Raw genomic sequence first — 24793 nt, 5'->3', positions numbered from 1 at the left:
AAGGTGCGTTTTTGCCTTGCCTGCCTGCCGGATATGTTGTACTTGATGGGAAAACCGAGCGCCTATGTTGAAGTATTCGTTTGCCCCTGCCGTGAAACCGGGATGTTCCGTGCTGGTGCTGGGTTCCCTGCCGGGAGATGCTTCTCTGCGGATGGCTCAGTATTATGCCCATCCCCGGAATGCCTTTTGGAAGATTATGGGGAGGTTGTGCGGGTTTTCGCCCGATTTGCCGTACGAGGATCGTCTCGATAGGTTGAACGATGCGGGAATTGCCTTGTGGGATGTGGTGCTTTCGGGGATGCGTCCGGGCAGTCTGGATTCGGCTATCCGGGACGAGAGGCCGAACGATGTTGCCTCCCTGCTGCACGAGTATGCGACGATCAAGACGATTTGCTGCAATGGAGGGACATCCTACCGGTATTTGAAACGGTATTTCCCCGTTTTGTTCGGCGAAGACGGTTGTCGCGTGCTGCTTCTTCCCTCGACGAGCCCTGCGGCAGCCAGGTTCGGCTTCGACGAGAAGTTCAGTGCCTATGAGGAGGCGCTGGCTCCTTTGATTCGACGGCATGCCGTATGAAAAAGCCCCTCCCCCGGTGATTCGGAGAAGGGGCGGGAAGGCGGCTGGAGCCGTGTTTATTTGAATTGCTGACGGGCGGATTCGTCCGGCCACGGAATGGGGGTGCCTGCCGGCATGCCTTTGCTGTTGCCTGCCTTGAAGGAGGGCATCTGGGCTGTGCGTTCTTTCAGCAGTTTGGTCATGGTCGCTGCCATGGTTTTGACGCGTTTCGGCTCGGCTGTGGCGAGGTTGTGCTCTTCGCCGATGTCGTTTGCGAGGTTGAAGAGTTCGAATCTCTGGTCGGGATGCCAGTAGATGAGTTTCCAGTCTCCCTGCCGCATGGCGGTGGCCGGGGAATAATTGTTGTTGTTGCCGCTGCCTTCTCCCCAGATGTTCGGGCCGTGGAAGAGGAGCGGACGTTCGACATCCATTTTCCTGCCTTTGAGGGCGGGCACGAAGCTTTTGCCGTCCACTTTCTGGACAGTGTTCAGGTTGCGTGCTCCGGCCATTTCCAGAATGGAGGGGAAGAAGTCTTCAATGATGACGGGCGTGTCGTTGACGGTTCCGGCTTTGGTGACGCCGGGCCAGTAGACGATCATGGGTTCACGGATGCCGCCTTCGCGGCAGGAGCCCTTGCCGAAGGAGAGGGGATAGTTGGCAAGTTTGTTGCCGAGGCGTCCGCTGATGGCAAGGCCGCCGTTGTCCGCCATGAAGATGATGACGGTGTTTTTGGCAAGGTCGTGTTTTTCAAGATAGGTCCGGATGTCTCCAAGGCTTTTATCCATGCCTTCGATGAGCGCGCTGTAGCGTTTTTCGTTGTCGGACCAGGGTTTGCCGTCGTTCGGGTTCTGGTAGGTTTCGGCATAGCGTTTGTCGTAGCCTCTTTGGTCGAACGGCGCATGGATGGCATAGTGCGCCATGTAGAGGTAGAAGGGTTTGCCGGATTCCTTCGGGGATGTGCGAATGTTTTCTACGCGTTTGAGCGCTTCCTGTGTGAGGGCTTCGGTGAGGAAGGTGTCGTTTTCGTAGTAGTTGTTTTCATCGAGGCCGCAGACGTGGAAGTCGTTGTTGCCGTATTGCTTGCTTCCGCGGTAGTCTCCGGGGCCGCCGATTTCCGTGCCGGCGATGTTGTAGTCGAAGCCGAAGTGTTTGGGGTTGGCTCCCGGAGTGTCACGGCTGCCGAAGTGGGCTTTGCCGCAATGGATGGTGGTGTAGCCCTGTTTTTTGAGCAGTTCGGGCAATGCCGTGATTTCCGTGTAGGGTTTGACCATGCTGTAGCTGAACGGTTTTTCCGTGATGGGTCGCGTGGTGTCGCCGGACGGTTTGGTGCCTGCGGGCTGGATGCCGTTGACGCTCCATGCGGGCGGCAGAATGTCTTTGTTGTTGGCGTCGGTGGTGGTGTCTTTTTTGAGGGTCCAGTTGGTGACGCGGTGGCGAGCCGAGCTCATGCCGGACATGAGGCTGCAACGGGAGGGTGAGCAGATGGGCTGGGCGTAGGCTTGCGTGAATTTGACGCCTTGTTCGGCGAGTTTTTCCATGTTCGGCGTGCGGTAGCGCTTGTTCAGGAAGGTGGGTTTCGGGTTGCCTTTGTCATCCGTCCAGAAGGGGACGGAGGTGTCCTGCCAGCCCATGTCGTCGACCATGAAGAGGATGATGTTCGGTTTTTCCTGCTGTTTGTCGGCAGGTTCGGCAGGCGCAAATCCGGCACCGGCCAGACATGCGGCGAGCATGCCGGATACGACCTGTTTGGAGGGGATAAGGTTCATATTTCAATATTTACGTTGCCGGAAGCAGTGTTCTATCAGGAGAATTCGGGGCAAGTTTGGAGGAGAGTGTTCTGCCCATGGTTTTGAGCGAAGAGTCGGAGATTTGAGGTGCGTTGGCGGAAGAGTTCCGTTTTTCCTCCTGAGCCATGGCGTAGAGAAAGGCGTACGCTTTGGCGAGGGATGCACCGTTGGGTGCATGGTAGTTCCAGTAGTTCACTCCGTTTTTTTCCCCAAGCTCGGCGAGTAGGAACCATGCTTTCAGGGCATAGATGCTGTAGGAGCCACCCTTGGCTCGTTTGGTTTCATGCGGCTGGCTGCCGTCCTGGGCGATGTGGTCGCCCATGCGGGAGCGGGCTTCTTCGAGGCAGGTGCGGGCGGAAGCGGTGTCGCCGAGGTAGCTGGCGATGGCGGCACGCTGGGCCATGTAGTAGAGGAAGTGGTTGTTGGATGTTTTTCGTTCATGCTGGCCTGCCGGGCTGTCAGCCAGCCAGCGGCCGTAGTCGCGCAGCCATGCATCGACGGCGGTCCATTCTTTTTGCGTGAGAGCAGGGGAGCGGCGCAGTCCGGAGATGGCCCGGAGGGTGTCCGGCAGGTTGGCCATGTCGATGATGCCTCCGCCGAGGCCGCTGGTTTCGTGTCCCGGGCGTATCTGGCTGTATGCCAGATGAGGCTGCATTTTAGTTTTGGGGTTGACGAACCAGTGGCGGAGCCATTGCCCCGCACGGACGGCGTAGCGTTTGTCGTGCGTTTTGGCGTAGGCATCGCCCAGTATGCGGACGTTGCGCAGCATGTCGGCGAGACGTTGCAGGTCTCCGCTTTCCATGAGTTCTGCGTTTTTTTTGCCGTCGATGACGCGGTAGGGATCGCCGGGTTTCGCAGGGTCGGGCCAGTAGTAGATGGCGTAGCTGACGTATTCATTAGCGGCGGCTTTGACGCCGGGGAGGATGAGGCGTTTTTCGTTGAGTCCGCGTATGGGAACGGTGAGCGCCTGTTCCTGTGCCGAAGGCTGGGGCTTCGGTGCGGCTGCATGCAAGGAGGCTGCCGGTAGGAGGAATAGAAGCGGTATCGCGGAAGTCATGGTTTTATCAGGGATTGACTGTTAATGAAGAGTGGGTTTCCATTCGTTCCAGATGCTTTGGAAGAGCTGCGAGCTTTGGGCTGGCAGGATAGGCATGGTTGCGGTTTTGCCTGTGTTTCTGAGCAATTGGAGGATGGCGAGGAATTCGTCTGCGGCCTGGGCGACCTGTGCCTGATGGCGTTTCCGGCTGTTGTCGGAGTCGATGCCCGGTTTGTCCTGCATGACGGCTTTGAAGAGATGGATCAGGGATTCGTCCGAGAGGTCGCTCCAATCAAGCGTGGCGGGTTCGCCTTGATCGTTGTCTGCGGTGAGGCGGTTGTCCGCATAGCCCGTGATCGTGTATTTTTTGCCTTTACGGTCGGTGACCGGGTAGCTTGACGGCAGTGCGGATGCAGCGAGCCGTTTGCTCGTAGCCCGAAGGTAGGTGTCCGCGATTTCCGCTGCGGCCGCGTAGGTGGACAGCGCTTTGTATTCCGCCGAGAGGTCGGAGAAGTTGTCGCGGTCGGCATAGAAGAGGTTGCTTGCCTGACGAAAGCGGTTTTTGTCCAGCTGGGCTGATCCTTTTTTCAGGATATTGCGGTAGCCGCTTTCTTGTACGCCCGTTTCCTGCTCGTTGGAGGGTTTGTCGGTCGTAGTCAGCCTCGTGGATTCGTCGTGGAGGATGTTGACGAGATGGTCGCGGTAAGGCGATTGGAAGTAGCGGTTGTTCCGGTTTTGCGCCAGTTCGTTTCCTTTCTGGATTTTCTGTTTGCGTTCCGTGGCGGTGGTTTCCGGCATGGTGCGGAATTTCTCGAAGTTTTCGAGGTCGGCGATGCAGAGGCCGATGGGTTTGAGGTAGCCTTTGTAGGGCGGTTCGCTTTCTTCGATATATGCCTGCTGCGCTTCTTTCAGCGAGCGCAGCGCCTGTTCGAGATGTTTGCTGTTCAGGTGGCGCAGGCCGATCGCGAGGTTGGCGGCCGCGCGGAGTTTGATTCGGTCGGTGCCGGGTATTTTGGCTGTTTTCTGCAGCCAGTTTTTGTCCAGAAGGGAATCGCGCAGGGTGATGATGTAGCGAGTGCTTTCCCGGGGTGACTGTCTGATGAGCGGCACGGTTTCGAGTTGCTGGAGCAGGTCGAGTCCTTCCTGAAGGTTGTTGCCCGGTCCGGATATCCATTTGCAGAGGCAGGCGTTCATGGCGCACCATGCGCTGAGTGCGGTGTCGTCCTGATTGTTCAGGAATACTTCTTCGTAGGCTTTGGCCGCTTTGCCGAAATCTCCGTAGAGGAGGGCGGTTTCCGGTGCGTTCAGCGGAGTTTCCTGATGGTGTACGGTGGGCGCGGACGAGGTGGCGGCCGTTTTGGGCGCGGCTGGTTCCGGGTTGCGGCCCGGCAGGAGGAGTATGACGGTCAGGATGATGAGGACGAGCGCAATGCCTCCGAGAAGAAGGTATTTGGATTGTTTTCTTTTGTAGCGGCGGAAGTAGAGGGCGCGCATGCTTTTCCGGTCCCCGTTGGCCTGTGCGTCGCAGATGGCGCGGGCTTCGTTGATGTCGTCGATGAGTGCCTGGTAGCTTTGCGGGCGGCGCGCCATGGAGAATGCCATCATGCGGTTGATGAGGTCGCATGTCGCTTTGGAGAGTTCCGGCGCCAGCTGCTGGATTTTCGGCAGTTTTTTCTTGATTTCGAGGAGTTTTCTGACGGAGTTGATGCCGGAGGCGATGGGCGGTTTGCCCACGAGCATGTGGAACATGGTGACGCCGAGCGCGTAGATGTCCGACCGGAAGTCTTCCTTGGAGCGGTTGAGGGTTTCGGGCGGTGCGTAGAAGGGGGTGACCCAGATTTCTTTTTCCGTGTCCTGATCGGATTGGAGGAGGGCGAGGCCGAAGTCGACGATTTTTGCCTGTCCCTTGGGGGTGATCAGGATGTTGGCCGGTTTCATGTCGCGGTGCAGCAATCCGGCTTTTTGGGCGGCTTGCAGTCCTTCCGCAACCTGCAGGGCGATGTCGAGCGTTTCCGCTTCGGGGATTTGCCTACGCTGGCCGATCATGGTTTCGATGTCGGTGCCCGATATGAGTTCCATGGCGATGTACAGGTGGTTGAGCGCCTGCCCGATGGAGTAGATGTTGACGACGTTGGGATGGTGGACTTTCGCCATGAGGGCGGATTCCTTTTCGAATCGCGCGACCCGTTCGGGTTTGTCGTAGTAGGTTTCGTTGAGGATTTTGAGGGCAACCTCGCGTCCCAGTACCATGTCCGTGGCCCGGAAGACGATGCTCATGCCTCCGACGCCGAGTTTGTCCGTGATTTCATAGACGCCCAGCCGGGTGTGGACTCTGTGCAGGGATTTGCACGTGGGGCATTGCGCCAGGGAGAAGGGGCTGAGTTGGCCGATGTCCATGGGAGAGCCGCAATCGGGGCAGGTGTAGATGTCGCTCGGTTGAATCATGGCAGGAAGCGTGATGGCTTGAAACAAAAAGCGGGGAGGTGTCGTCCATCCTCCCCGCTGTGTGAATTCGGTGTTTTACTTGACGACCTTGGGCAGCGATGCGGCGGCTACTGCCTGGCCGTGGCGCTTGGTCTTTTCATCCGGCACGCGAAGGGCGATCTTGAGATCGGGGAATTCGGTGCGAAGGACTTCTTCGGCCTGGTCGATGATGATCTGTCCGCCGTCTCCGGAGGCTACGCGGCCGAGGAAGAGGAGGTTGCGGATGTCGTAGAAGGTGGCGTAGTGCGCGATGGCGTAGCCGAAGTGTACGCCGATCGTTTCGTAGATCTTGCGTGCGCGTTCGTCGCCTTCGGCCATGGCAGCCTGTACTTTCTTGAGCTGTTCCGGGAAGGGCATGGAGCCGAAGTCGAATCCGGCGCGCGGGGCGAGGCGGGCAACGGCCTGCTGGGAGAAGTAGAGGGCTCCCACGCCCATGTCCTTGGACCATTCGTCGATGCCGCCTTCGGACGAGTAGTCCACAGGGGCGAAAGCGAGTTCGTTGAGCCAGGGTTTGATGTGGCCTTCGGGATCGACGTAGCCGGCGGCTTCGGAGGTGCCCATGGCGACGCCGAGGACGGCGTTGTCGTTCATGCCCATGGCTCCGGCGAGAGCGGTGACTTCGCCGTCATTGACGACTTCGAAGGGTATGTTGTTCCACTTTTCCTTCTGGAGGGTACGGAAGACTTTGCCGAGGGTTTTTTCGATGTCTTCCTGGCTGACGCCGCGGAAGAGGGAGGAGGTGCGGACTTCGCTGTTGATGATGACGCCGGCGGAGGAGCCGCCGATGGCATCGACGCGGGGAAGGTGGGCGGCGGCGCGTTCGAGGGAGTCCTGAATGCCGTCGATGTGGTATTGCGGGTCTTTCTGGAAGTAGGGGTCCCAGACGACTTCTTCGGAGTAGACGACTTCACCGTTGACGACGGCGGCGCATTTGCGGTCGGAACCGCCGAGGTCGAAGCCGATGCGGTAGCCGTCGAGGTTGCGGCCCAGAGTCATCGATCCGGAGTATTCGGGAGGAAGGGCGTCGACCGTGGTTTTTTGGACGGTGATCGGTGCGCCGTAGATTTTTTTGCCGATGAAGTCCCAGTCGAATTCGCGGGCTCCGCCTTCGCAATATTGCGAGGCGAGCATGTCGGCGATGGCGTCGTCCCCGGCGACGAGGATGATGTTGCCGCCTTTCTGCCAGAGGAGGAATTTGACGATGCGTTCGATGTAGCGGTTGTTGAGAGCGACGTTTTCACCCGTCTGGGGAAGGATTTTTCCGGACCAGCGGAAGCAGGTGCCATCGACACGGGTCAACGCAATGTCCACTTGATGAGAGGCGAGTTCGGCTGCGACTTTCGCTTCGAATGCCTGGTTCCAGAGAACGGCCGGTACGAAGCCCGGGTCGAGTACGGGTGTGATTTTGGGTTGAATGTTCATGACAATACAAGAAGTGTTTAGCATACGGGCGGCAATGTTGGCAAGTATATTTTTCCGTCTGTCCGGGATAAAGGGCTGGTTCGCCGTGCGTTCGCGGGGTTCTCGCAGCGTGTACGGGCAGCCTGACGTTTCCCGCGCTTGACCTCGGGCGGCCTTTTCTATAGAAAGGACGGCGAATATGGGCGAATCCTATTACTCTCAGGCGACGGAAGCTCCGGTGACGAGTTTCGATCTTTCTCTCCGCCCCCCGGCGTTCAGCGAGTTTTGCGGGCAGGAGAAGATCAAGGAGCGGTTGCTGCTGATGGTGGAGGCTGCCCGCCAGCGTGGCGATGTGCTGGACCATGTGCTGCTGAGCGGTCCTCCCGGGCTGGGGAAGACGACGCTGGCCAATATTATCGCCAATGCGGTGGGGCGGCGTATTCATACGACTTCGGGGCCGCAGATCGAGAAGGCCGGCGATCTGGCCGGGATTCTGACGAGCGTGGAGAAGGGGGATGTGCTGTTTATTGATGAGATTCATCGCCTGCATCCGGCGATTGAGGAGTATCTGTATCCGGCGATGGAGGATTTCCGCCTTGATATTATTATCGACCAGGGGCCGAATGCGCGGTCGATTCAGTTGAATTTGCCGAAGTTTACGCTGGTGGGGGCGACGACCCGCGCCGGGATGCTGACGGGGCCGCTGCGTTCCCGGTTCGGGTTGGTGAACAGGCTGGATTATTATTCGGCCGAGGAGTTGTGCCGGATTATTCACCGTTCAGCCGGGTTGCTCGATGTGCCGATTGTGGAGGAGGGGGCGAAGGAGATTGCCTTGCGTTCCCGCGGTACGCCGCGCGTGGCGAATTCCCTGTTGCGCTGGGTGCGCGATTTCGCTCAGGTGAAGGCGGACGGGGTGATTTCCGCTTCCGTGGCCGAGGATGCGCTCGGGATGATCGATATCGATGAAGACGGGCTTGACGAGATGGATAAGCGGCTGCTGGAGGCGTTGATTTTCAAGTTTGCCGGAGGTCCGGTCGGTTTGTCGTCTCTGGCGGTGGCTCTCGGTGAGGATGCTTCGACTCTGGAGGATGTGCATGAGCCGTTCCTGATTATGCAGGGGTTCATGAAGCGTACGCCGCGCGGCCGTGTGGCGATGCCTTCCGCCTACGAGAAGATCGGTGCGCCCGTGCCTTCCGGTTCGCAGGGGATGTTGTGGTGATGGTGGGCCGTTCCGTTCAGAAGTTGATGCGAATTCTGGCTCCGTAATAGAAGTCGTTGCCCCGGTGCTGGGAGCGCAGGGTGGTGAGGGCCTGGCTGTAGCTGGCGTGAAGGTCGAGTTCGATGCGTTCGTCGTATTTCCATGTGAGGGTGATGTAGTAGTCGAGGGCGTTGGATCCGCGGGGTATGGTGCCGCCGACATAGCCTCCGTTGTATCCGTAGCGCAGGGTGGTGTCAAGCAGGAGGCTGGAAGCCGGTTTGAATTGCGCTCCGGCGAATGCTGCGTAGTAGCCGAGCATGCGTCCGTTGACTTCCTGCCAGTATACGTCCGGCCCGGCGAAGAAGGTTTCGTTGAAATGCCATGCCATTTTGATGCCGGGGCGGGGAATGCCTCTGTCGCCGGGGAAGACGAAGCTGTGTTCGTACCAGGGCATGATGGTGAGGCGGCCGATTTCCCGTTTGTATTCGAGTCTGTATTTCAGTTCTCCGTGGTTGGCCGAGTCGGCGACGCCGTACCATGTTTTGAAGATGAGGTCGTTGCATTCTGCCGCGATAGATATGGCGGTGTAGCTGCTTCCCCAGAGGTTGAGGCCTTCGCCTTCGTATTTGCTGCCCCAGACGGTTTCGACGGTGTAGTCGAGCCGGTCCGGCGTGCAGATGCGCGTGAAGGGGCAAGGGGTGTGGGATGAGCGGTTGGAGACGGGGTCGTTTACTGCCGTGGATGCGTTCGAGGCACGGCCTGTGCCCGTGCCTGCCAGCAGAGCGGTTGCGATGGTGAGAATGCGGGCGGTGTTCATGGCGGGTGCCGAGTGATTCACTACTGTAGCATTTCTGTATCTTTTTGGGTAGCGGCGGCAGTATAAATGTTAGAAAAAGGATGGTTGCCCGTTAAGGGGGGCGAGTCGGTGCGTTCAGCTCGCCGGGTCTTCGCCTTGCGCCTTGAGGTATTCGAGTTCCTTTTTCAGGACTCCGCCGACGCGGTGTTTGGCCAGATAGACCTGCGCGATGGAGATTCGGAGTTTTTTCCTGATTTCGGCAGGGCTCATGCCGCGCAGGACGTTGTAGTCGAATATCTGGTATTGTTTCGGGGAGACTTTCGTTTTGACGCGGGCAAGGGCAGCCTGCATGAGGTTGTTCTGCCATTCCTTGTCCCAGACTTTTTCGAAGTTTTCGCCGGATTGGTCGGGTATTTGCTCCAGCGGGTGTTCGGCCCCCGCCATGTCGTTGTTCAGGAGCATGGAGGTGTCTTTTTTGCGGCGTCGGAACTGGTCGTTGATGCGCCAGCGGGTCATGTTCCAGAGCCACATTTTGAAGGATCCCTGTGTGGGGTCGTACATTTGTTTGCGGCTTTGCTTGGCGATGGAGAGGATGGTTTCCTGGACGACGTCCCAGGCTTCGTCTTCGCGCAGTCCTGCCTTGAGGGCGACGGTGTAGATGAGCCGCCAGTAGGTGCGGTAGAATTCGTCCCAGCTGCGCTGGTCTTCCCAGTTTTCAAGACGGGCGATCAGGCTTTTGCGCGTGCGGTCGGCGTATTGTTCGAGCTCTTCGTTCGGGGGCTCAAATTCGGTGTCCGGATCGTCAAACATAGCAGTAGGATAACATGAATCAGGCCGGTGTGCAAGGCACGAGGATGGCATCCCTCATGCCGTGGATTTTTTTCTTGTCGGCGGGGACGATGGTGGCGAGGCATCCGCCGAGGACGGTGTTGCCGTCCGCATGGCGGTAGTAGTAGGGACACAGGCGGACGCGGCCGGGCATGAGGCTGGCGCGCGGGTCGCCTTCATCCTGCCTGTAGTGCCAGTGTTCGATGATGCGGCCCGGGTGGAATTCCTGCATGATCCAGAGTTTTTCCGGGTAGTCGGCAAGCGCCCTTTCGATGGCGGCTTGCCATTCCGGGGATGGCATGTCGTGGCCGATGTGGACGCCGCGCCCTCCCCATGAGGTGGGGTCGAAGCCGGAGATTTTGAGGACGAGGCGGCGTTCTTTTTGGCTGAGCCGGGCGACTTCCATCCATGAGTGGAGGTTGAGCCACGGGAGGGCCGCCTGTTCGGGCAGGGGGGCGGGGTCGAGCAGCCAGCCGTGCGGGATGATTTCCCGGAGGCGGTCGTAGTGGGATCCTCGCAGGAGGGTTTTCCAGGTGGACTGGAGGCCGGGCATGTGGAAGAGGGCGAGCCATGCTTTTTCCTCAAGGTGCTGGATGGGCGGCGGCGAGAGGCTGAGTCTGCCCTGTGCGGCGTGGTCGATGAGGTCGCGTGAGGGGGGGATGTTGTCGGTGTCGAAGAGTTCGAAGAAGCGGTAGACGGTTTTTCCCTGAAGGGCGGCAGCATCGGCGGTTTCCGCCCGGCCGACGGTGTAGCCATCGCCGAGCATGGCGGCAAAGAGGTTCGTTTCCGGCAGGTAGTCGGAGGATTCTTCGGATATGAGGAAGTGGGCTCCTCCGGGGTGGGCTGCGCGGAAGCCGTCGATCATGCCCGTGGCTCCGCCGAGGATGGAGTAGCCGTCTCCGGCATAGAGGGCGGAGAGCCATGCGGTGATGCCCTGGCCTCCGGGGACGCTGTCGAGTTCGGTGATGGCGAAGCCGCCGTCGGTGAGCATGAGGTCGGGCCGGATGATGCGGGGCGCGGTTTGGCGGAGGCGGCGGCTTCGCTGGGCGGCGACGAGCCAGTCGGGTTTGCCGGCGTCGAGCATTTTTGCAATCCACGGGTGTGTTTCGCCAGCGGCGGAGCGGTGGTAGAGTTCGTGGCAGGCATCCTGGAATTTGGCGAGGATGTGGCCGAGGCCCTGCAGTTGCCGGATGAGCGGTTTTTCCAGTTCCAGCGGCGCGGGGGAGAGGAGCCACGGGAAGTGCCGGTAGCCGGTGGATGGGGCATCGGCATCAAGGAGGTCTTCCGTCCGTTCCGCGCTGCGGGGGAAGAGGCCCTGCGGCGGGTAGGCCGCTTCGATTTGGGAGACGGTCAGCATGGCATGAAGGCGGGAGTGGGGCCGGTTAATGGCCGGGGATGGCGGCTTCGATTTGTTCGACGACGGTTTCGACGGGGAGGAGTTTGCCTTTGCCTTCGGCTCCGCAGGCGAGGATGCCGCTTTCCGCCGGGCCGACGATGCGGTGGCCGGGGCGTGCGGCGAGGGTGGCTGCGTTGGCCTGCGTGGCGGGGTGGTCCCACATGCGGCAGTTCATGGCGGGGAAGATGAGGACGGGGGCGCGGTTCGCCAGATAGGCGGAGGTGAGGAGGTTCGGAGCGAGGCCGCAGGCCATTTGGGCCATGATGTCCGCGGTGGCGGGGGCGATGACGAAGAGTTCCGCTTTGTCGGCGAGGGCGATGTGCGGTGGCATCCAGTCGCGGGTTTCATCCTCGAAGCTGGAGAGGACGGGGTTGCGCGAGATGGTCATGAGGGTGAGAGGGGTGACGAATGCAAGGGCTTTTTCGGTGCAGATGCAGTGGACATCGTGCCCGCGTTTGACGAGGAGGGAGACGATGTCGGCAGCTTTGTAGGCGGCGATGGAGGCGGTGATGCCGAGGATGATGGTGGCCATGGTGCGGTTAAGGTTGGATCATGGAGAGGAGCTGTTCTTCGGTGATGACGGGGATGCCGAGCTGGGCGGCTTTGTCCCGTTTGGAGCCGCCGCCTTCTCCGGCGACGAGGTAGTCCGTTTTTTTGGTGACGCTTCCGGTGGCTTTGCCCCCCTGCGCGGCGATGAGTTTTTCGTATTCGGGGCGGGGGCGGCTGAGGGCTCCCGTGAGGACGAATGTTTTGCCGGAGAGGGGGCCTTCCACGGTTTCGTTTTTGTTTTCGATGTAGGTGGCCGAGGAGGGGTTGATGCCGAGGGTTTCGAGTTCTTCGACGGCATGGCGGCCCGCATGGGAGCGGAAGAAGTCCACAAGGCTTTGGGTGGCGACGTTGCCGACGGGGTTGGTGAGGATGGGTTCGCTGCTTTTGGCGTCTGCGTTGAGGATGAGGTAGCCGCGGCGGGTGTATTCCGCAGCGCGTTGTTCCATGGTTTCCTTGAGTTCGGTGCGGCGCAGTTCCCGTTGCTGTTTGAGCTGTTCGTCGTCCGTTTTGTTGGCGCGGGCTTTCGGGTTCAGCGCTTTGTATTCGTCCGCCATGGTTTGGAGTTCGAGGAGGGCGGCGAGGTAGTCCGAGCGGGAGAGGTCGTGCAGGTCCCGGTGGCAGGTGGCGACGAGGCGGGCGGTGACGGCTCCGATGTTCGGGATGCCGAAGGCGATGATCCAGCGGTCGAGGGGGTAGTTTCGTGCGTCGGCGAGGGCCTGCAGGGCTTTGGCTGCGTTTTTTTCGCCGAAGCGGCGCGGTTCTGCATCGGTGCCGAGGTTGAGGCTGCCGAGGGTTTCGAGGTCGAGTTTGAAGAGATCGAGCGGTGTGCGGATGAGGCCGCGGGCGACGAGCGTTTCGGCGACGGAGCCTCCGAGGCTTTCGATGTCGAGGGCTTCGCGGCGGCAGAAGTGGATGGTGCGGGTGGCGGCCTGCGCCGGGCAGGTGATGTTGGTGCATCGCCATGCGACCTGTCCTTCGAAGCGGCTGATGGGTTCCCCGCAGGAGGGGCAGCGGCCGTGGACGGCGTGGTAGAGGCTGTAGGGTTCGCTCGCGGCGGGGCGCAGGGTTTTGTTGACGCTGATGACGGCGGGGATGATTTCCCCGGCTTTTTCGACGAGGACGGTGTCTCCGATGCGGATGTCCTTGCGTTCGATTTCGTCCTGGTTGTGGAGGGTGGCGCGGGAGACGATTGTGCCGGAGAGGGGGACGGGCGCGAGTTCGGCGACAGGGGTGAGGACTCCGGTGCGGCCTACCTGGATGACGATGTTTTCGAGGACGGTTTCGCGCTGTTCGGGGAGGAATTTGAAGGCGGCGGCCCAGCGCGGTGCGCGGGCGGTGGAGCCGAGTTCGCCGCGCTGGGCGAAGTCGTATACTTTGATGACGGCTCCGTCCGTGCCGTAGCCGAGTGTCTGGCGCAGGTTGCTGACGGTGCGGACTGCTTCCCTTGTTTCTTCGAGGCTGCGGGCGATGATGATGGGGCGGTTGACGGGGATGCCGAGCCGGGTGAGGAGGTTTTCGTAGCCGGAGGCGTCGGTGAGCGGTTCCCCTTCGTAGAGGCCGAGTCCGTGGGCGAGGAAGTCGAGCGGGCGGGCGGCTACTTCTTCGGGGTTGAGGAGTTTGATGGTGCCGGCGGTGGCGTTCCGGGGGTTGGCGAAGGCGGGGAGCCCTTCGGCATCGCGCTGGGCGTTGAGCTGCGCGAAGGGTTCGGAGCGCATGAAGATTTCGCCGCGTATTTCGAGGATGGCGGGAGCGGGCGCCGGGAGTTCGGCGGGGATGGCGGCGATGGTGCGGACGTTGGCGGTGATGTCGTCGCCCTGTTTGCCGTCTCCCCGGGTGGCGGCATATTCCAGTTTGCCGTTTCGGTACATGAGGGTGACGGCGACGCCGTCGATTTTGGGTTCGACGGTGACGATGGGGGCATCCTGTTCGAGCGTGCGCGCGAGCCTGTCGTAGAAGGCGATGAGTTCCTGATCTGTGTGGGCTGCTTCACCGGGTTTTTTCTCGAAGATGTCGTCGATGGATTGCATGGGCGACGGGTGGCCGATTTTGCGGAAGCCTTCGGTGAGGTCGTTGCCGACGCGGTGTGTGGGGGAGTCCGGCGAGGCGAGTTCGGGATGCTGCGCTTCGAGTTCTTCGAGTTCGCGGAAGAGTTTGTCGTATTCGGCATCCGATATTTCCGGTGCGGCTTTGGCGTAGTAGAGGTCGTTGTTGCGGCGGAGGATGCGGCGCAGTTCCTCGGCGCGCTGCGCCGGGGTGGCTTGTCGTGAGGCGAAGTCGAAGAGGTCGTCGGCCATGGGATGCTCAGTCGATGGAGTGCAGGATGATGCGTTTTTTGTCGAAGGAGGCGAGTTCGGTGTATCCTGCTTCGCGGGCAAGGAGGAGGGCGCGGTCGAAGTCGCGGCCGAGTTCTTCCGGGGCATGGGCGTCCGAGTTGATGGCGAGGGGGATGCCTGCTTCGCGGGCCATGCGGAGGATGGGTGCGGCAGGGTATTGTTCCCGGCAGGGTTTGTGCCAGCCTGCGGTGTTGATTTCCAGTACGGCTCCTGCCGCCGCGATGGCTTGCAGGGGGGCTTCATAGTACGGGGAGAGGTCTCCTTCGGGGCGGTCTCCCCATTTGCGGATGAGGTCGCAATGGCCCATGATCTGGAAGAGTCCGCTGGAGGCCATGGAGGCATAGCCGCGCCAGTAGTGGTCCCAGTCGGCATGGAGGCCGTCGGGGCTGGATTGGTTGGCCCGTTCGGGGGCGTCGAAGTCCCAGCCGTTGCCGAGGTAGTGGATGGAGCCGATGAGGTAGTCCCAGTCGTAGAGGCTGTCGAGGTGGGCGATCCATGGTTCGATGCCGGGTACCCAGTCGCATTCGAGGCCGGCGCGGATGATGAGGCCGGTGCCGTCGGCTGCGGCTTTGGCGCGTTCGATCCATTCGATGTAGGCGGGGATGTCGGCCTGTTTCATGCGCCAGTTGTCGAAGGGTTCGTTGGGCATGGGGGCATGGTCGGAGATGCCGTATTCCCGCAGCCCCTGTTGCAGTGCCCGCGCCACGAAGGCTTCGGGTGTGCCTTCGGCGTGCAGGCACAGGGGTGTGTGGGTGTGGTAATCCGTCCTATACATGTTCGGGATTATACCTTCGGGGCAGGGGTGAGTCAAAGCCTATGATTGTATGTTGGCGGGATTTTCTCTTGTGTGCGGATGATGGTTTCTGGTAATGTACAAAGGCTTTGGCGGCCTTGTACAGAAGGCGGCCGGAATGCGCCGGCGCTATGGAAGAACGCTATAAGACACTCATGAGGCGGGTCAGGTTCTACCTGATTCAGGAGAGAAGGAAGAAGACCCGGATGGGGCGTATGCTTTCGGCCCGCGTTTTTGATGAGCATTTGTGGAAGTGGGAGAAGCGGGGCGTGGCGACGGGTGCGGCATGGGGGGCGGCGTGTGCGATTGCTCCGGTACCGATGCAGAGTTTGTTCGGCGTGGCTGCGTGCCTGTGGCGGAAGGGGAATATTCCCGTGGCGATTTTGATGGCCTGGATTTCGTTTCCCGGTTATCAGGTGTTTGCGTGGCCGGTGCAGTGGTGGGTGGGTTCGGTGATTTTTGCATGGCTGGGCCTGCCGGGGTCGGGCGCTACGCTCGGCCTGGTGAAGGATAGCGCGATGAAGGTTCCCGCCTGTGTGGAATCATGGAATTTCGATGGGTTGCTCCAGCCGTTGCAGCATGTGCATTTCGGCTGGGCGATTGCCGAGTTTGCGTTCGGCTGCGTGGTGACCTGCGTGCTGTTCGGCGTGGTCTGCTATTGGCTGGTGCAGGCCGGATGGCATGTCGGGATCGCGGTCAAGTCCTGGTTCCGCCGCCGGCGCGGGCGTTGAATGCCGAGGTTTGTTTGCCGGTGGACGGATAGGGTCAAAGGTTGATTTTCGAGGTGCGTGAGGCGGTGTTGCGGCCGACTCGCCAGTATGTGCGGCGCATGGGCTGGAATTTCGGCAGTAGGCGCCGCGCTGTTTCGTTGCCGTGTTCGGCGGCCAGTGCGAACCATTGCCGCGCTTCGTCGTGGTTGCGGGCGACTCCGTCTCCATCGTAATAGCAGAAGGCGAGTTTGAGCTCGGCTTCGACGTCTCCTGCTTTCGCCTTGTCGTAAATGGCTTTTATTTCGGGAGTCATGCCCCGGGTAGGGTTGTTGTTCCCGGTGATTTGCCGGAAGTAGGATGAAGGCTGTCCGTTGCGCGGTTTGTCGGCTTCCGCGTACCAGCGCTGGGCTTCTTTTTTGTTGCGGGGTGCGCCTTCGCCGTATTCATAGCATTTGCCGAGGTTGTATTGGGATTGTGCATCGCCGAGTTTGGCTGCTTTGGTCCACCATGCGATGGCCTGCGCCTTGTCCTGAGGGACGCCTTTGCCTTCGAAGAATGCCCATGCGACGTCGTCCATATCGATGGGATTGCCTTTGACTGCCGCCGCATAGTGGTTCATGAGGGGTTCGTCGCTGATCGTATCGAGAATTTGGACTCCGGTTTGCCGTTCTATCTTTTCCTTTTTGTCCTGTAAGGATTTGCGCTGCCAGTAGTCTGCCTTCTGGATGTTGATCGGCGTACCGACGCCGTATCTGTAGCAGCCTGCGACGAGTTTGTAGGCAGGCATCTGTTTTTGCTCGGCCGCTTTCAGGAGCCAGTAGAAGGCTTTGTCGTGGTTTTTGGGTGTGCCGTGTCCCCAAGTGTAACATTCTCCGATGATCAGCTGGGATTCGGGATGTCCGAGTTCAGCGGCCTTGAGGAACCATTGGAATGCCTGTTCCGGCTGGTTTCTGTTGCGGCAGTCCTGCCCACGGGAGAATGCGGTGCCGGGGTTGTCGACGCGGTCGATTTCGTTTCCGGGTTCTTCGATGTCGTGAATGTTTGCAGCCTGAACCGGGATGTGGGTCAGGATGATGCAGAGCAGGATGGAGAGAGTTCCGGAAAACCGCATGGAAGTATTGTATCAATCAAGGATTGCAAGTCAAGCGGGCAAGGTTTTTTTCGGGTGGGAGGGCTTTGTTTTGGGGGTGCGATGTTTGTTCGGGAATATGCGTTTTCGGAGTTGTTTCTACATGATGAATGGGTTTCGGTGTAATACATTGTTGCTTTGTGTGGAGTGTTATATTTGGAAATACGTTTTGAAAGTGTGTCATGTTTTTTATTTGACGTTGCCTGTGTGATTCTAATGGTGGTTTTTGCATGGTTTTTCAAGGCAGATGCCGCATGTGCGTCTGCAATCCGGCGCGTGAGGCGGTTCGGCATGCGATGTTGCGATGGCCGTTTGTTCTTGACGGATAGTGTTTTGATTGATGGTGAGGAGGTGTTGTTCGGCGTTTCTTTCGGCTCCGCGCTGTACGGATTGATGCTTGACTTCCCGGAGTGCGTCAGGCAAGCTGTGCTGAGATATGGATTCGCGGACGCTGAAGAAGATATGTGTCGTTTATGCAGGATGTGCCGCGGCATCCGTGTTGATGTCGTCTTCCTCATGGGGGGCCGATGATTTCAATAGCGGCGGCGGCATGGATATTTCCATGCTGCAGGAGCGTACGGGCATGACCGAACCGGAGCTGGAGAGGCCAAGCGAACCGGGGTTGGGCGCCGGTACGGCGAGGGGGGTGATCAATCTTGCCGGAGGCGGGTTGAAGCCCGAGATGCCGGATTCCGTGAATATCGTGAACAATGGCGGCAGTACCCGTTTCCTGAAGGATGAGAATAAGGTGATCTGCGACGGGGAAGGTTCAATTCTTTCGATGAAGACCGATACGGGTTCCGAGGTGTTTGCCGAGCGGGCCGAGATCGATTTGACCCGGAAGGAGGTGACGTTTACCGGGAATGTCTGCGTGTTTCAGGGGGAGAGCATAACGCGTGGTGATAGAGCCGTCTATTCCTATGCGGATGAGGAGGAGCTCAATGTGCAGAATGTGCGTACCAAGGTGTCCGGCATGATTCTGAAGAGCAGGAATTTCGAGTATGCCGTGGATGCCAAGGGCCGCAAGTATATTGAGGCGAAGAATGCATCGGTGACGACGGAGGATAAGAAGAATCCGAATTCGTGGATTCGCACGGGGCATTTGAAGATTTATCCGGAAGATAAGGTGGAGTTTTCGCATCTGCGCGTTTATTACAAGGATACGCCGTTTTTCTATTTTCCGTATTTCATCCATTCGCTGAATCCGAAGGAGGGTTATACGCCCCGGCCGGGTATGCGTTCGATCTGGGGGCCGTACCTGCTGAACGAGTACGGTATTCTGCTCGGCAACAGGCGTGTGGAGAAGGGTAAGGGTATTCCGGTTTCGGATTATCTGCTGCTGAACCATGTGGACTACCGCGAGCGGCGCGGGATCGGCCTCGGATTCGATTTCGAGGATACGAACCTGAAGAAGAAAGCGGGCAATATGACGGGGCTTTCCGTCTATTACGTGAACGATTCCGACCCCGGCATCAATCCTCTCTGGGAGCCGCGCAAGCCCGTGGGTTCCGACCGTTCGCGCATCGCTCTCCAGCAATATTGGGATTTCCCCATTGAGGATGATAAGGAGGCCGTGTACCGGCTGAAGGCGAATGTCAATTATCTGAGCGACCAGTACGTTCTGCGCGACTTTTTCCAGGATATTTACCAGTCCAACGATAAGCCGGATAATACGGTGGTGTTCGACAGGACGGACAAGCGTTCCGTTTCGTCGCTGTTGGTGCGGTTTGATCCGAACGATTTCTACCTGACGGACAGCCGTGTGGAGATGTCCTATTCGCGCGCCCGCGCGCCTCTTTTCAAGAGCGGCGTGGTGTACGAGAACCGGAACAGTTTTTCGTTCATGAACCAGAATGTACCGGCCGAGAAGAGGGTGGACATTCAGGAGATTATTTCCCAGATACGCGAGAATACGGCGGCCCGCCAGTATTGGGAGCGCATGCTGAATACGGATTCTTTCGCCCGCCTCCATTCCTACCATGAGATTTCGACGTCGTTCAAGGTGGCGAACTGCCTGAATCTGACGCCGAAGACGGGTCTCGGCTACACGGGGTATTACGATGTGGCGGGGCAGGGGAACGATTCTCGCGGGATTGTGTATGCGGCGTGCGATTTCGATATGAAGTTTTCGAAGTCGTTTTCGAATGTGTTCAACGATACGTTCGGCGTGAATACTCTGCGGCATGTGATTCAGCCGCGCGGTACGTTTTCGTTCGTGAATGCGACGGGGGTGAATCCGCTCGTGCCGCAGATCGACGGGTGGACATCGACGACGAATCCGCGCTCGCTTGATATGGGGACGTTTACGGCGATCGATTCGCTGTCGGACTGGGCGATTTTCCGCTACGGCGTGCGCAATATGCTGATGACGTCGCGCGACGGTTCTTCGTCTGAGTGGCTGGTGTGGGATACGTTTATGGATGCGTATTTGCACCGTCCGGAGGACGAGCAGAATACCCGTTATTCGAATCTTTATTCGATTGTGCGCTGGTCGCCGCTGCCGTGGCTGGCGATTTCGTCGGAGTGCCAGTTCCCGGTGCTGGGCGAGGGGCAGGGGTACCGCGAGTACAACCACTATATGAGCTGGAAGCCGACCCGTTCGACGGAGCTTGCTCTCGGACACCGCTATCTGACGCACCACCCGATTCTGGAAGATGCCAACCAGCTGACGGCCTACGGGATGTACCGCATCAACGAGAATTTCGCGATTTCTGGAGAATGGCGCTGGGATGCGGAGCAGAAGCAGCTTCAAATCCAGAAGTACAGCCTGTACCGCAACGTGGGGGCCTGGTACATAGGAGCGAGCCTTTTCTTCCGAGATAACGGCGGCAAACGCGAAACGGGCTTTGGCCTGAGCTTTACCCTTGGAGAAACCGGGGACAGGTTCCCCGTCACCATCAACTGATTCACGATTATGATGACACCTCAGGAATACAAGGATGCGCTGATGTGGCGCTACGCATGCAAGAAGTTCGATCCGGCGGCGAGGATTGCCCCGGCTACGTGGGATGCCCTGGAAGAAGCGTTCCATCTGGCTCCGTCTTCCCTCGGGCTGCAGCTTTGGCATTTCATCGTGGTCGATGACCGCGAAATCCGCGAGAAGCTGTGCGAAGCCTCGTTCAACCAGACGCAGGTGCGGGATGCGAGCAAGTACGTGGTGCTGTGCGCCCGCCGCGATGTGCAGGATTCCGACCTGCTGGCGCATATCAATCGTGCGCACGAGGTGCTGAATACGTCGGAAGAGCGCATGCAGTCCGCCTATGCCAAGTACAAGGGCTATTCCGTGTTCTGGCAGGGAGACGAAGGCAAATCGTGGATGGAGAGCCAGGTGCATCTTGCTGCCGGTTTTGTGGCAGCCGCAGCCGCCTGCCTGCATGTGGATACCTGCATCATGGGCGGTATCGTTCCCGCCAAGTACGACGAGATTCTCGGCCTTGAAGATTCCCCCTACCGTACGGTTCTCGGTATGGCGTTCGGGTACAGAAGCCCGGAAGACGCCCACGCGCTGGAAGCCAAGGTGCGCTATCCCAAGGACAAGGTCATTTCGCACTGCTGAACACCTTCCGGGCCGCATTCCCCATGCTTCCTCCTTCGCAAGTGAACCTCGCCGAAGAGCTGGCTGGCGACAGCCTGGAGCTGCGCGTGCTTTCCAGTATTTCCAAGGTGCTGGTGAAGCGGCGCGATGTTGGGGAGCTGTTGGAGGAGGCGTTGAATATTCTTCAGGGCCAACTGGGTTTCGTGCGCGGCGCCCTTTCCCTGTTGCGCGGCGATTCTCTGGTGGTGGAGGCTTCCTGCGGCCTGTCGCCCGACGAGAAGGAGCGCGGCACCTACCATCTGGGCGAGGGGATTACGGGGCAGGTCGGCAAGACGGGGGAACCCGCCGTCATCCCCGATACGCGGATGGACGGCCGTTTCCTGAACAGGACGGGAGCGCGGCATGAGGGCGAGTCCGAGTCGTTCCTCTGCGTACCTGTCATCCATTCGGGGCAGGTGGTCGGCACGCTGTCCATGGATTTCCCCGTGCAGCTTCCGGACACATTGTCCAAGCTGATGAAACTGCTTGTGGTGGTGGCGAATATTCTGGCCGATGCCGTCGAATCCGTTCGCCTCTATTTCGCCGAGCGGCAGAGCCTGGAGCGTGAAAACGACCGCCTGCGCCTCGAATTGGGCGAGCAGTCCAGCTCGGCGGCGATCATCGGCCATTCGTCGGCGATGCGTTCCGTGCATCTGGAGATCGCTCAGGTGGCCCGATCATCGGCAACGGTGCTTTTGCGCGGAGAATCCGGCACGGGCAAGGAGCTGATCGCGCAGGCCATTCACAACGGTTCCGATCGCCGCCACGGCCCGTTTGTCGCCGTCAATTGCGCGGCCTTGCCGGAAGGGCTGATCGAGTCCGAGCTGTTCGGGCATGAGAAGGGTGCCTTCACCGGAGCGCACAAGCAGCGCATCGGACGTTTCGAGATGGCTTCCACCGGTACGCTGTTTCTAGATGAGATCGGCGATATTTCCCTGCAAACGCAGGTGAAGCTGCTGCGCGTGCTGCAGGAGCGCGTATTCGAGCGGGTGGGATCGCAGGAGCCGATTTCGACGAATGCCCGTATCATCGCCGCGACGAGTCGCGACCTCGAGCAGAAGATGCGCGACGGCGAGTTTCGCGAGGATCTGTACTACCGCCTGAACGTGTTCCCCATCCATGTGCCGGCCCTGCGCGCCCGCAAGTCGGATATCGTTTCTCTGGCGGACTTCTTCCTCGCCAAGTACAACAAGGTTTACAACAAGAAAGTCGTCCGCTTGTCCACTCCGGCGATCGATATGCTGATGAGCTACCACTGGCCGGGCAATGTGCGCGAGCTGGAAAACATGATCGAGCGCGCGGTGATCGTCTCCAGCAGCGGAGTCATCAATTCGTTCGACCTTCCCGCCTCCCTGCAGACGGAGGCCGCTACCGGTACGGCTCCGGTGAAGACCCTTTCCGTTTCCCACGAGCAGACGGCTGGGCTGGAGCGGCTGACGGCTTCTTTCGAGACGGAGCTGATCGCCGCCGCCCTGAAGCGCAGCAAGGGCAATGTGGCATCTGCGGCACGCGAGCTTCAAACAACCGTTCGCAAGCTTCATTACCGCATCAAGCAGCTGCGCATCGCCCCTTCACAATACAAGTAACCAATCATGAAAATAGGCATTATTCAGACGAGCCCCGTGACGGGCGATTTTTCCGGGAATCTCCGAGCCATCGTACAGGGCTACCGCGAGTGCCTCGACCGCGGGGCCGAGCTGATCGTGGCTTCTTCCCTCGCCCTGTGCGGCCATCAGCCCATGGATCTGGCCGCACGCCAGTCCTTTATCATGCAGACGGCGGCTGCGCTCGATGCGCTTTCTCAGGAGGTTTCCTCCGTTCCGCTGATTCTCGGCGCGACGCGCGAGTTCGATCCGGAAGAGGTCGAGAGCGGTGAAGACGATGACGCATGGGTGGAGGACGAGCCGATGGAAGGAGCGGCAGGGCGTTCCATGATCGGCATTTCCCCCTATTTGCTGGAGAAGGATACGGTGACGCTGATTGAAGAGGATACCGTGCATCTGGACGGCGGCATGCGCGTGCATGTCGAATGCTCAAGCGAGCTTTCGCTGCCGATTGAAGAGGATTTCAACATTCTGGTGAAGCTGCCGCTTGCGCCGTGGTTCCGCGGCGAGCTGGAAGCATCCGAGGAAGACCGCGCATGGGAAGCGGGGCAGTTCGACAGTACCGTCGTTTGCGTGCGCGCCGTCGGCTCGCAGGAAGGCGAGGTGTATGCGGGCGGTTCGACCGTGCATTCCCCGGATGGGGTGTTGCGGGGCAGGCTGCCTCTGTTCGCCGCGAAGAACGCCGTGGTGGATACGGACAGGGCGCGCCCGGTCGCCTCGCTGCCCGAGCCGATGGAGCAGGTGCGGCAGGCTCTGGTATCCGGCATCCGCGAGCATGTGAACCGCTGCGGGTTCGGCAGCGTATGCCTCGGCCTGTCGGGCGGCGTGGATTCCGCTCTGGTAGCGGCTTTGGCGGTGGAAGCCCTCGGTCCGGAGAATGTGTACGGCCTCGCCATGCCGAGCGAATACAGCTCGGAATCTTCGATTGAGGATGCCTATGCCCTGGCTGCCAATCTCGGGATTTTCTGCAAGACGGTGCCTGTGACTCCGGTGTTCGATGCCGTGCGCGCCTCGATGGCGGAGCTGTTCGAAGGCACGGAGCCGGACAAGACCGAAGAGAATATGCAGTCGCGCATCCGCGGCCTGTTCCTGATGAGCTATGCGAACAAGTTCGGCCACATGCTTCTGAATACGGGCAACAAGAGCGAAGCCCTCGTCGGCTATTGCACCATGTACGGCGATACGAACGGCGGACTTTCCCCTATCGCCTCGCTGTACAAGACGGAGGTTTACCGGTTGTGCGCCCTGATCAATGCGGAGCGCGAAATCATTCCGCAGAATACGATCGACAAGGCTCCTTCTGCCGAATTGGCTCCGGGGCAGAAGGATCAGGACAGCCTGCCGCCCTACGAGGTGCTGGATGCCATTCTAGGGCATCTGGTGGACAGGAACGTCCCGGCCGGAGAACTGCTGGCCGATCCGGAATGTCCGTTCAAGGAGGAGGATGTGCGCCGCGTGCAAAGGCTGGTCATCGTCTCCGCATGGAAACGTGTGCAGCTTCCGCCCGTGCTGCATGCCGGAAGCTGTCCGGCTGATGCCCGCGCGGATATTCCCGTGATGCACCGCTTGAACGATTGACCCGGCTTTCCCGGAGATGTCGCACAGGGTTCTTGACTTGAGGCGGGATTGGCATAGGATTTCCCCGTATTTTCAACTGTCATGAACCTTGGTGCGCCTTCCCTGCTTCCGTTTTCCTGCGCCGCATTTGCCGGTGCGGTTCTGGTGTGTCCTGCTGCCGGCCAGGCTGCTGCGGCTGAGGCTCCTTCCGCCATCATCGGGCGCATTCTTGCCTTGGTGAAGGAAGAGCTGAAGCTCGTGCGGAGTATCAAGGACGAGGCTTCCGCCAAGGCCGCTGCACCGCGCATCGCGGAGATCGAAAAGCAGTGCATGGAGCTGGATGCCCAGATGGAGGCGCTTTTCTCCCAGCCTCTTTCGGCGGATGAAGAAAAGAAGTTCCTGAAGACAAGCGAACAGCTTTTCGATTTGATGGGTGAGTTTCCGAAGGAATTGAGCCGTTTGGACGCCGTGAAGTTCCACGGTTCCGAAGATTTGAAGAAGGCCTTGAGCCTGAATGCCGAGGCTAACGGGGAAGAATCCCTCCTTCCCGTGAGTGAAGAGGACGCTCCTCTGGCCACCCCCCAGCCCATGACGGCCGAACAGGAAGCGGCGGAACTGGCTCGCATGGCGAAGCTGGCGAAGCCCGACCGGGAGTTCGTGCAAATCATCAAGGGTATCCGCGACGAAGCTTCCTATGAGGCGGCGCAACCCGCTTTGGAAAAACTGGCGAATGAGTATGCCAAGCTCCTTCCGGCTCCGGAAATCGACAACAGTTATTTCAACGATACGGCAAGCGAAGCGTTCCGCAAGGTGTATGATCCCGTCTCAAAGGAACTGGCGCTGATTCATGCCGAGTTCGAGCGGATCGCCGCCTTGGACGACGAGACGGAAGCCCTCCTCGCCGAGAGCAAAACATACGACCTGCTGCTCCGTACGCACGACCTCTGGTTCGGGGTGGATTCCTTCGGCCCGGAAGATGCTCCCTCCGCTCCGGCCTCCGGTGAGACCGCGCCTGTCTCTTCCGGTGATACCGGGAAGCCCGCCACTCCCGCATCCTGACCC

19 protein-coding genes are annotated in these 24793 nt (G+C 59.7%); 8 read left to right on the top strand and 11 right to left on the bottom strand.

Annotated features, from left to right (window positions below):
• Positions 1 to 64: 64 nt before the first annotated feature.
• A complete protein-coding gene (locus AC781_RS06335) occupies positions 65 to 577 on the top strand; it encodes a DNA-deoxyinosine glycosylase (RefSeq protein ID WP_067775245.1) in 513 nt (170 codons plus the stop codon).
• Between the two features lie 56 nt (positions 578 to 633).
• Here the strand turns inward: AC781_RS06335 and AC781_RS06330 are convergent, their stop codons facing one another.
• The 4 genes from AC781_RS06330 to AC781_RS06315 form a co-directional block, all read right to left on the bottom strand.
• Positions 634 to 2322, bottom strand: a complete 1689-nt coding sequence (locus AC781_RS06330; protein WP_067775242.1) for a sulfatase — start codon at positions 2320 to 2322, stop codon at positions 634 to 636.
• Between the two features lie 10 nt (positions 2323 to 2332).
• A complete protein-coding gene (locus AC781_RS06325) occupies positions 2333 to 3400 on the bottom strand; it encodes an alginate lyase family protein (RefSeq protein WP_071133459.1) in 1068 nt (355 codons plus the stop codon).
• Positions 3401 to 3421: 21 nt separating this feature from the next.
• Positions 3422 to 5824, bottom strand: a complete 2403-nt coding sequence (locus tag AC781_RS06320) for a serine/threonine-protein kinase (protein WP_071133460.1) — start codon at positions 5822 to 5824, stop codon at positions 3422 to 3424.
• Positions 5825 to 5899: 75 nt separating this feature from the next.
• Positions 5900 to 7285, bottom strand: a complete 1386-nt coding sequence (locus AC781_RS06315) for an ROK family protein (protein WP_067775234.1) — start codon at positions 7283 to 7285, stop codon at positions 5900 to 5902.
• Positions 7286 to 7463: 178 nt separating this feature from the next.
• Here AC781_RS06315 and ruvB point away from each other — a divergent pair, with 178 nt between their 5' ends.
• Positions 7464 to 8483 carry a Holliday junction branch migration DNA helicase RuvB gene (gene ruvB, locus AC781_RS06310; RefSeq protein ID WP_067775232.1) on the top strand — a complete coding sequence of 340 codons (1020 nt, stop codon included), beginning with the start codon at positions 7464 to 7466 and terminating at the stop codon, positions 8481 to 8483.
• A gap of 16 nt (positions 8484 to 8499) precedes the next feature.
• On the opposite strand, the gene AC781_RS06305 is transcribed toward ruvB, so the two are convergent.
• The 6 genes from AC781_RS06305 to AC781_RS06280 form a co-directional block, all read right to left on the bottom strand.
• The gene (locus AC781_RS06305) at positions 8500 to 9279 is read right to left on the bottom strand and encodes a hypothetical protein (RefSeq protein ID WP_067775230.1); all 780 of its coding nucleotides are present in this window, start codon (positions 9277 to 9279) and stop codon (positions 8500 to 8502) included.
• 114 nt (positions 9280 to 9393) lie between these two features.
• Positions 9394 to 10068: an RNA polymerase sigma factor gene (locus AC781_RS06300; protein WP_067775227.1), complete on the bottom strand. Its 675-nt coding sequence runs from the start codon at positions 10066 to 10068 to the stop codon at positions 9394 to 9396.
• 19 nt (positions 10069 to 10087) lie between these two features.
• Positions 10088 to 11443, bottom strand: coding sequence for a hypothetical protein (locus AC781_RS06295; protein ID WP_067775224.1), 1356 nt, complete (start codon positions 11441 to 11443; stop codon positions 10088 to 10090).
• A 25-nt stretch (positions 11444 to 11468) separates the two neighbouring features.
• Entirely contained in the window at positions 11469 to 12014 is a 546-nt protein-coding gene (locus tag AC781_RS06290; protein WP_067775221.1) for a flavoprotein, read from the bottom strand.
• Positions 12015 to 12021: 7 nt separating this feature from the next.
• A complete protein-coding gene (gene ligA, locus AC781_RS06285; protein WP_067775219.1) occupies positions 12022 to 14325 on the bottom strand; it encodes an NAD-dependent DNA ligase LigA in 2304 nt (767 codons plus the stop codon).
• Between the two features lie 7 nt (positions 14326 to 14332).
• Positions 14333 to 15139 (bottom strand): histidinol-phosphatase, encoded by an 807-nt coding sequence (locus tag AC781_RS06280; RefSeq protein WP_067775216.1) that lies wholly within the window; start codon positions 15137 to 15139, stop codon positions 14333 to 14335.
• Between the two features lie 149 nt (positions 15140 to 15288).
• Here AC781_RS06280 and AC781_RS06275 point away from each other — a divergent pair, with 149 nt between their 5' ends.
• Complete coding sequence (locus AC781_RS06275; protein WP_067775199.1) at positions 15289 to 15888, top strand: DUF2062 domain-containing protein; 600 nt, start codon at positions 15289 to 15291, stop codon at positions 15886 to 15888.
• Positions 15889 to 15922: 34 nt separating this feature from the next.
• Here AC781_RS06275 and AC781_RS06270 read toward each other — a convergent pair whose 3' ends face one another.
• The gene (locus AC781_RS06270) at positions 15923 to 16978 is read right to left on the bottom strand and encodes a tetratricopeptide repeat protein (RefSeq protein ID WP_067775196.1); all 1056 of its coding nucleotides are present in this window, start codon (positions 16976 to 16978) and stop codon (positions 15923 to 15925) included.
• Positions 16979 to 17498: 520 nt separating this feature from the next.
• On the opposite strand from AC781_RS06270, the gene AC781_RS06260 reads away from it, so the two are divergent.
• The 5 genes from AC781_RS06260 to AC781_RS06240 all read left to right on the top strand — a co-directional run bounded on the left by AC781_RS06260 (position 17499) and on the right by AC781_RS06240 (position 24790).
• Positions 17499 to 19901 (top strand): LptA/OstA family protein, encoded by a 2403-nt coding sequence (locus AC781_RS06260; protein WP_067775191.1) that lies wholly within the window; start codon positions 17499 to 17501, stop codon positions 19899 to 19901.
• A 9-nt stretch (positions 19902 to 19910) separates the two neighbouring features.
• Positions 19911 to 20552, top strand: a complete 642-nt coding sequence (locus AC781_RS06255; RefSeq protein ID WP_067775188.1) for an NAD(P)H-dependent oxidoreductase — start codon at positions 19911 to 19913, stop codon at positions 20550 to 20552.
• A 23-nt stretch (positions 20553 to 20575) separates the two neighbouring features.
• A complete protein-coding gene (locus AC781_RS06250; RefSeq protein WP_067775185.1) occupies positions 20576 to 22156 on the top strand; it encodes a sigma-54-dependent Fis family transcriptional regulator in 1581 nt (526 codons plus the stop codon).
• A 6-nt stretch (positions 22157 to 22162) separates the two neighbouring features.
• Positions 22163 to 23752: an NAD(+) synthase gene (gene nadE / locus AC781_RS06245; protein WP_067775182.1), complete on the top strand. Its 1590-nt coding sequence runs from the start codon at positions 22163 to 22165 to the stop codon at positions 23750 to 23752.
• Positions 23753 to 23833: 81 nt separating this feature from the next.
• Positions 23834 to 24790 (top strand): hypothetical protein, encoded by a 957-nt coding sequence (locus tag AC781_RS06240; RefSeq protein WP_067775179.1) that lies wholly within the window; start codon positions 23834 to 23836, stop codon positions 24788 to 24790.
• Positions 24791 to 24793 lie beyond the last annotated feature (3 nt).

This window comes from Neoakkermansia glycaniphila (genome assembly GCF_001683795.1).
Taxonomy (GTDB): domain Bacteria; phylum Verrucomicrobiota; class Verrucomicrobiia; order Verrucomicrobiales; family Akkermansiaceae; genus Akkermansia; species Akkermansia glycaniphila.
Note: the sequence above shows the minus strand (reverse complement) of the source record. Positions and strands in the feature narration are given on the sequence as shown.

Excerpts from the sequence above, each read along its gene's own strand:
- AC781_RS06325 (WP_071133459.1), bottom strand. The coding sequence starts at position 3,400 with ATGACTTCCGCGATACCGCTTCTATTCCTCCTACCGGCAGCCTCCTTG.
- AC781_RS06290 (WP_067775221.1), bottom strand. The coding sequence starts at position 12,014 with ATGGCCACCATCATCCTCGGCATCACCGCCTCCATCGCCGCCTACAAA.
- AC781_RS06240 (WP_067775179.1), top strand. The coding sequence starts at position 23,834 with ATGAACCTTGGTGCGCCTTCCCTGCTTCCGTTTTCCTGCGCCGCATTT.
- AC781_RS06330 (WP_067775242.1), bottom strand. The coding sequence starts at position 2,322 with ATGAACCTTATCCCCTCCAAACAGGTCGTATCCGGCATGCTCGCCGCA.
- AC781_RS06315 (WP_067775234.1), bottom strand. The coding sequence starts at position 7,285 with ATGAACATTCAACCCAAAATCACACCCGTACTCGACCCGGGCTTCGTA.
- ligA (WP_067775219.1), bottom strand. The coding sequence starts at position 14,325 with ATGGCCGACGACCTCTTCGACTTCGCCTCACGACAAGCCACCCCGGCG.
- AC781_RS06280 (WP_067775216.1), bottom strand. The coding sequence starts at position 15,139 with ATGTATAGGACGGATTACCACACCCACACACCCCTGTGCCTGCACGCC.
- AC781_RS06300 (WP_067775227.1), bottom strand. The coding sequence starts at position 10,068 with ATGTTTGACGATCCGGACACCGAATTTGAGCCCCCGAACGAAGAGCTC.
- AC781_RS06270 (WP_067775196.1), bottom strand. The coding sequence starts at position 16,978 with ATGCGGTTTTCCGGAACTCTCTCCATCCTGCTCTGCATCATCCTGACC.
- AC781_RS06260 (WP_067775191.1), top strand. The coding sequence starts at position 17,499 with ATGTCGTCTTCCTCATGGGGGGCCGATGATTTCAATAGCGGCGGCGGC.
- AC781_RS06335 (WP_067775245.1), top strand. The coding sequence starts at position 65 with ATGTTGAAGTATTCGTTTGCCCCTGCCGTGAAACCGGGATGTTCCGTG.
- AC781_RS06275 (WP_067775199.1), top strand. The coding sequence starts at position 15,289 with ATGGAAGAACGCTATAAGACACTCATGAGGCGGGTCAGGTTCTACCTG.
- AC781_RS06320 (WP_071133460.1), bottom strand. The coding sequence starts at position 5,824 with ATGATTCAACCGAGCGACATCTACACCTGCCCCGATTGCGGCTCTCCC.
- AC781_RS06255 (WP_067775188.1), top strand. The coding sequence starts at position 19,911 with ATGATGACACCTCAGGAATACAAGGATGCGCTGATGTGGCGCTACGCA.
- nadE (WP_067775182.1), top strand. The coding sequence starts at position 22,163 with ATGAAAATAGGCATTATTCAGACGAGCCCCGTGACGGGCGATTTTTCC.
- AC781_RS06250 (WP_067775185.1), top strand. The coding sequence starts at position 20,576 with ATGCTTCCTCCTTCGCAAGTGAACCTCGCCGAAGAGCTGGCTGGCGAC.
- ruvB (WP_067775232.1), top strand. The coding sequence starts at position 7,464 with ATGGGCGAATCCTATTACTCTCAGGCGACGGAAGCTCCGGTGACGAGT.
- AC781_RS06295 (WP_067775224.1), bottom strand. The coding sequence starts at position 11,443 with ATGCTGACCGTCTCCCAAATCGAAGCGGCCTACCCGCCGCAGGGCCTC.
- AC781_RS06305 (WP_067775230.1), bottom strand. The coding sequence starts at position 9,279 with ATGAACACCGCCCGCATTCTCACCATCGCAACCGCTCTGCTGGCAGGC.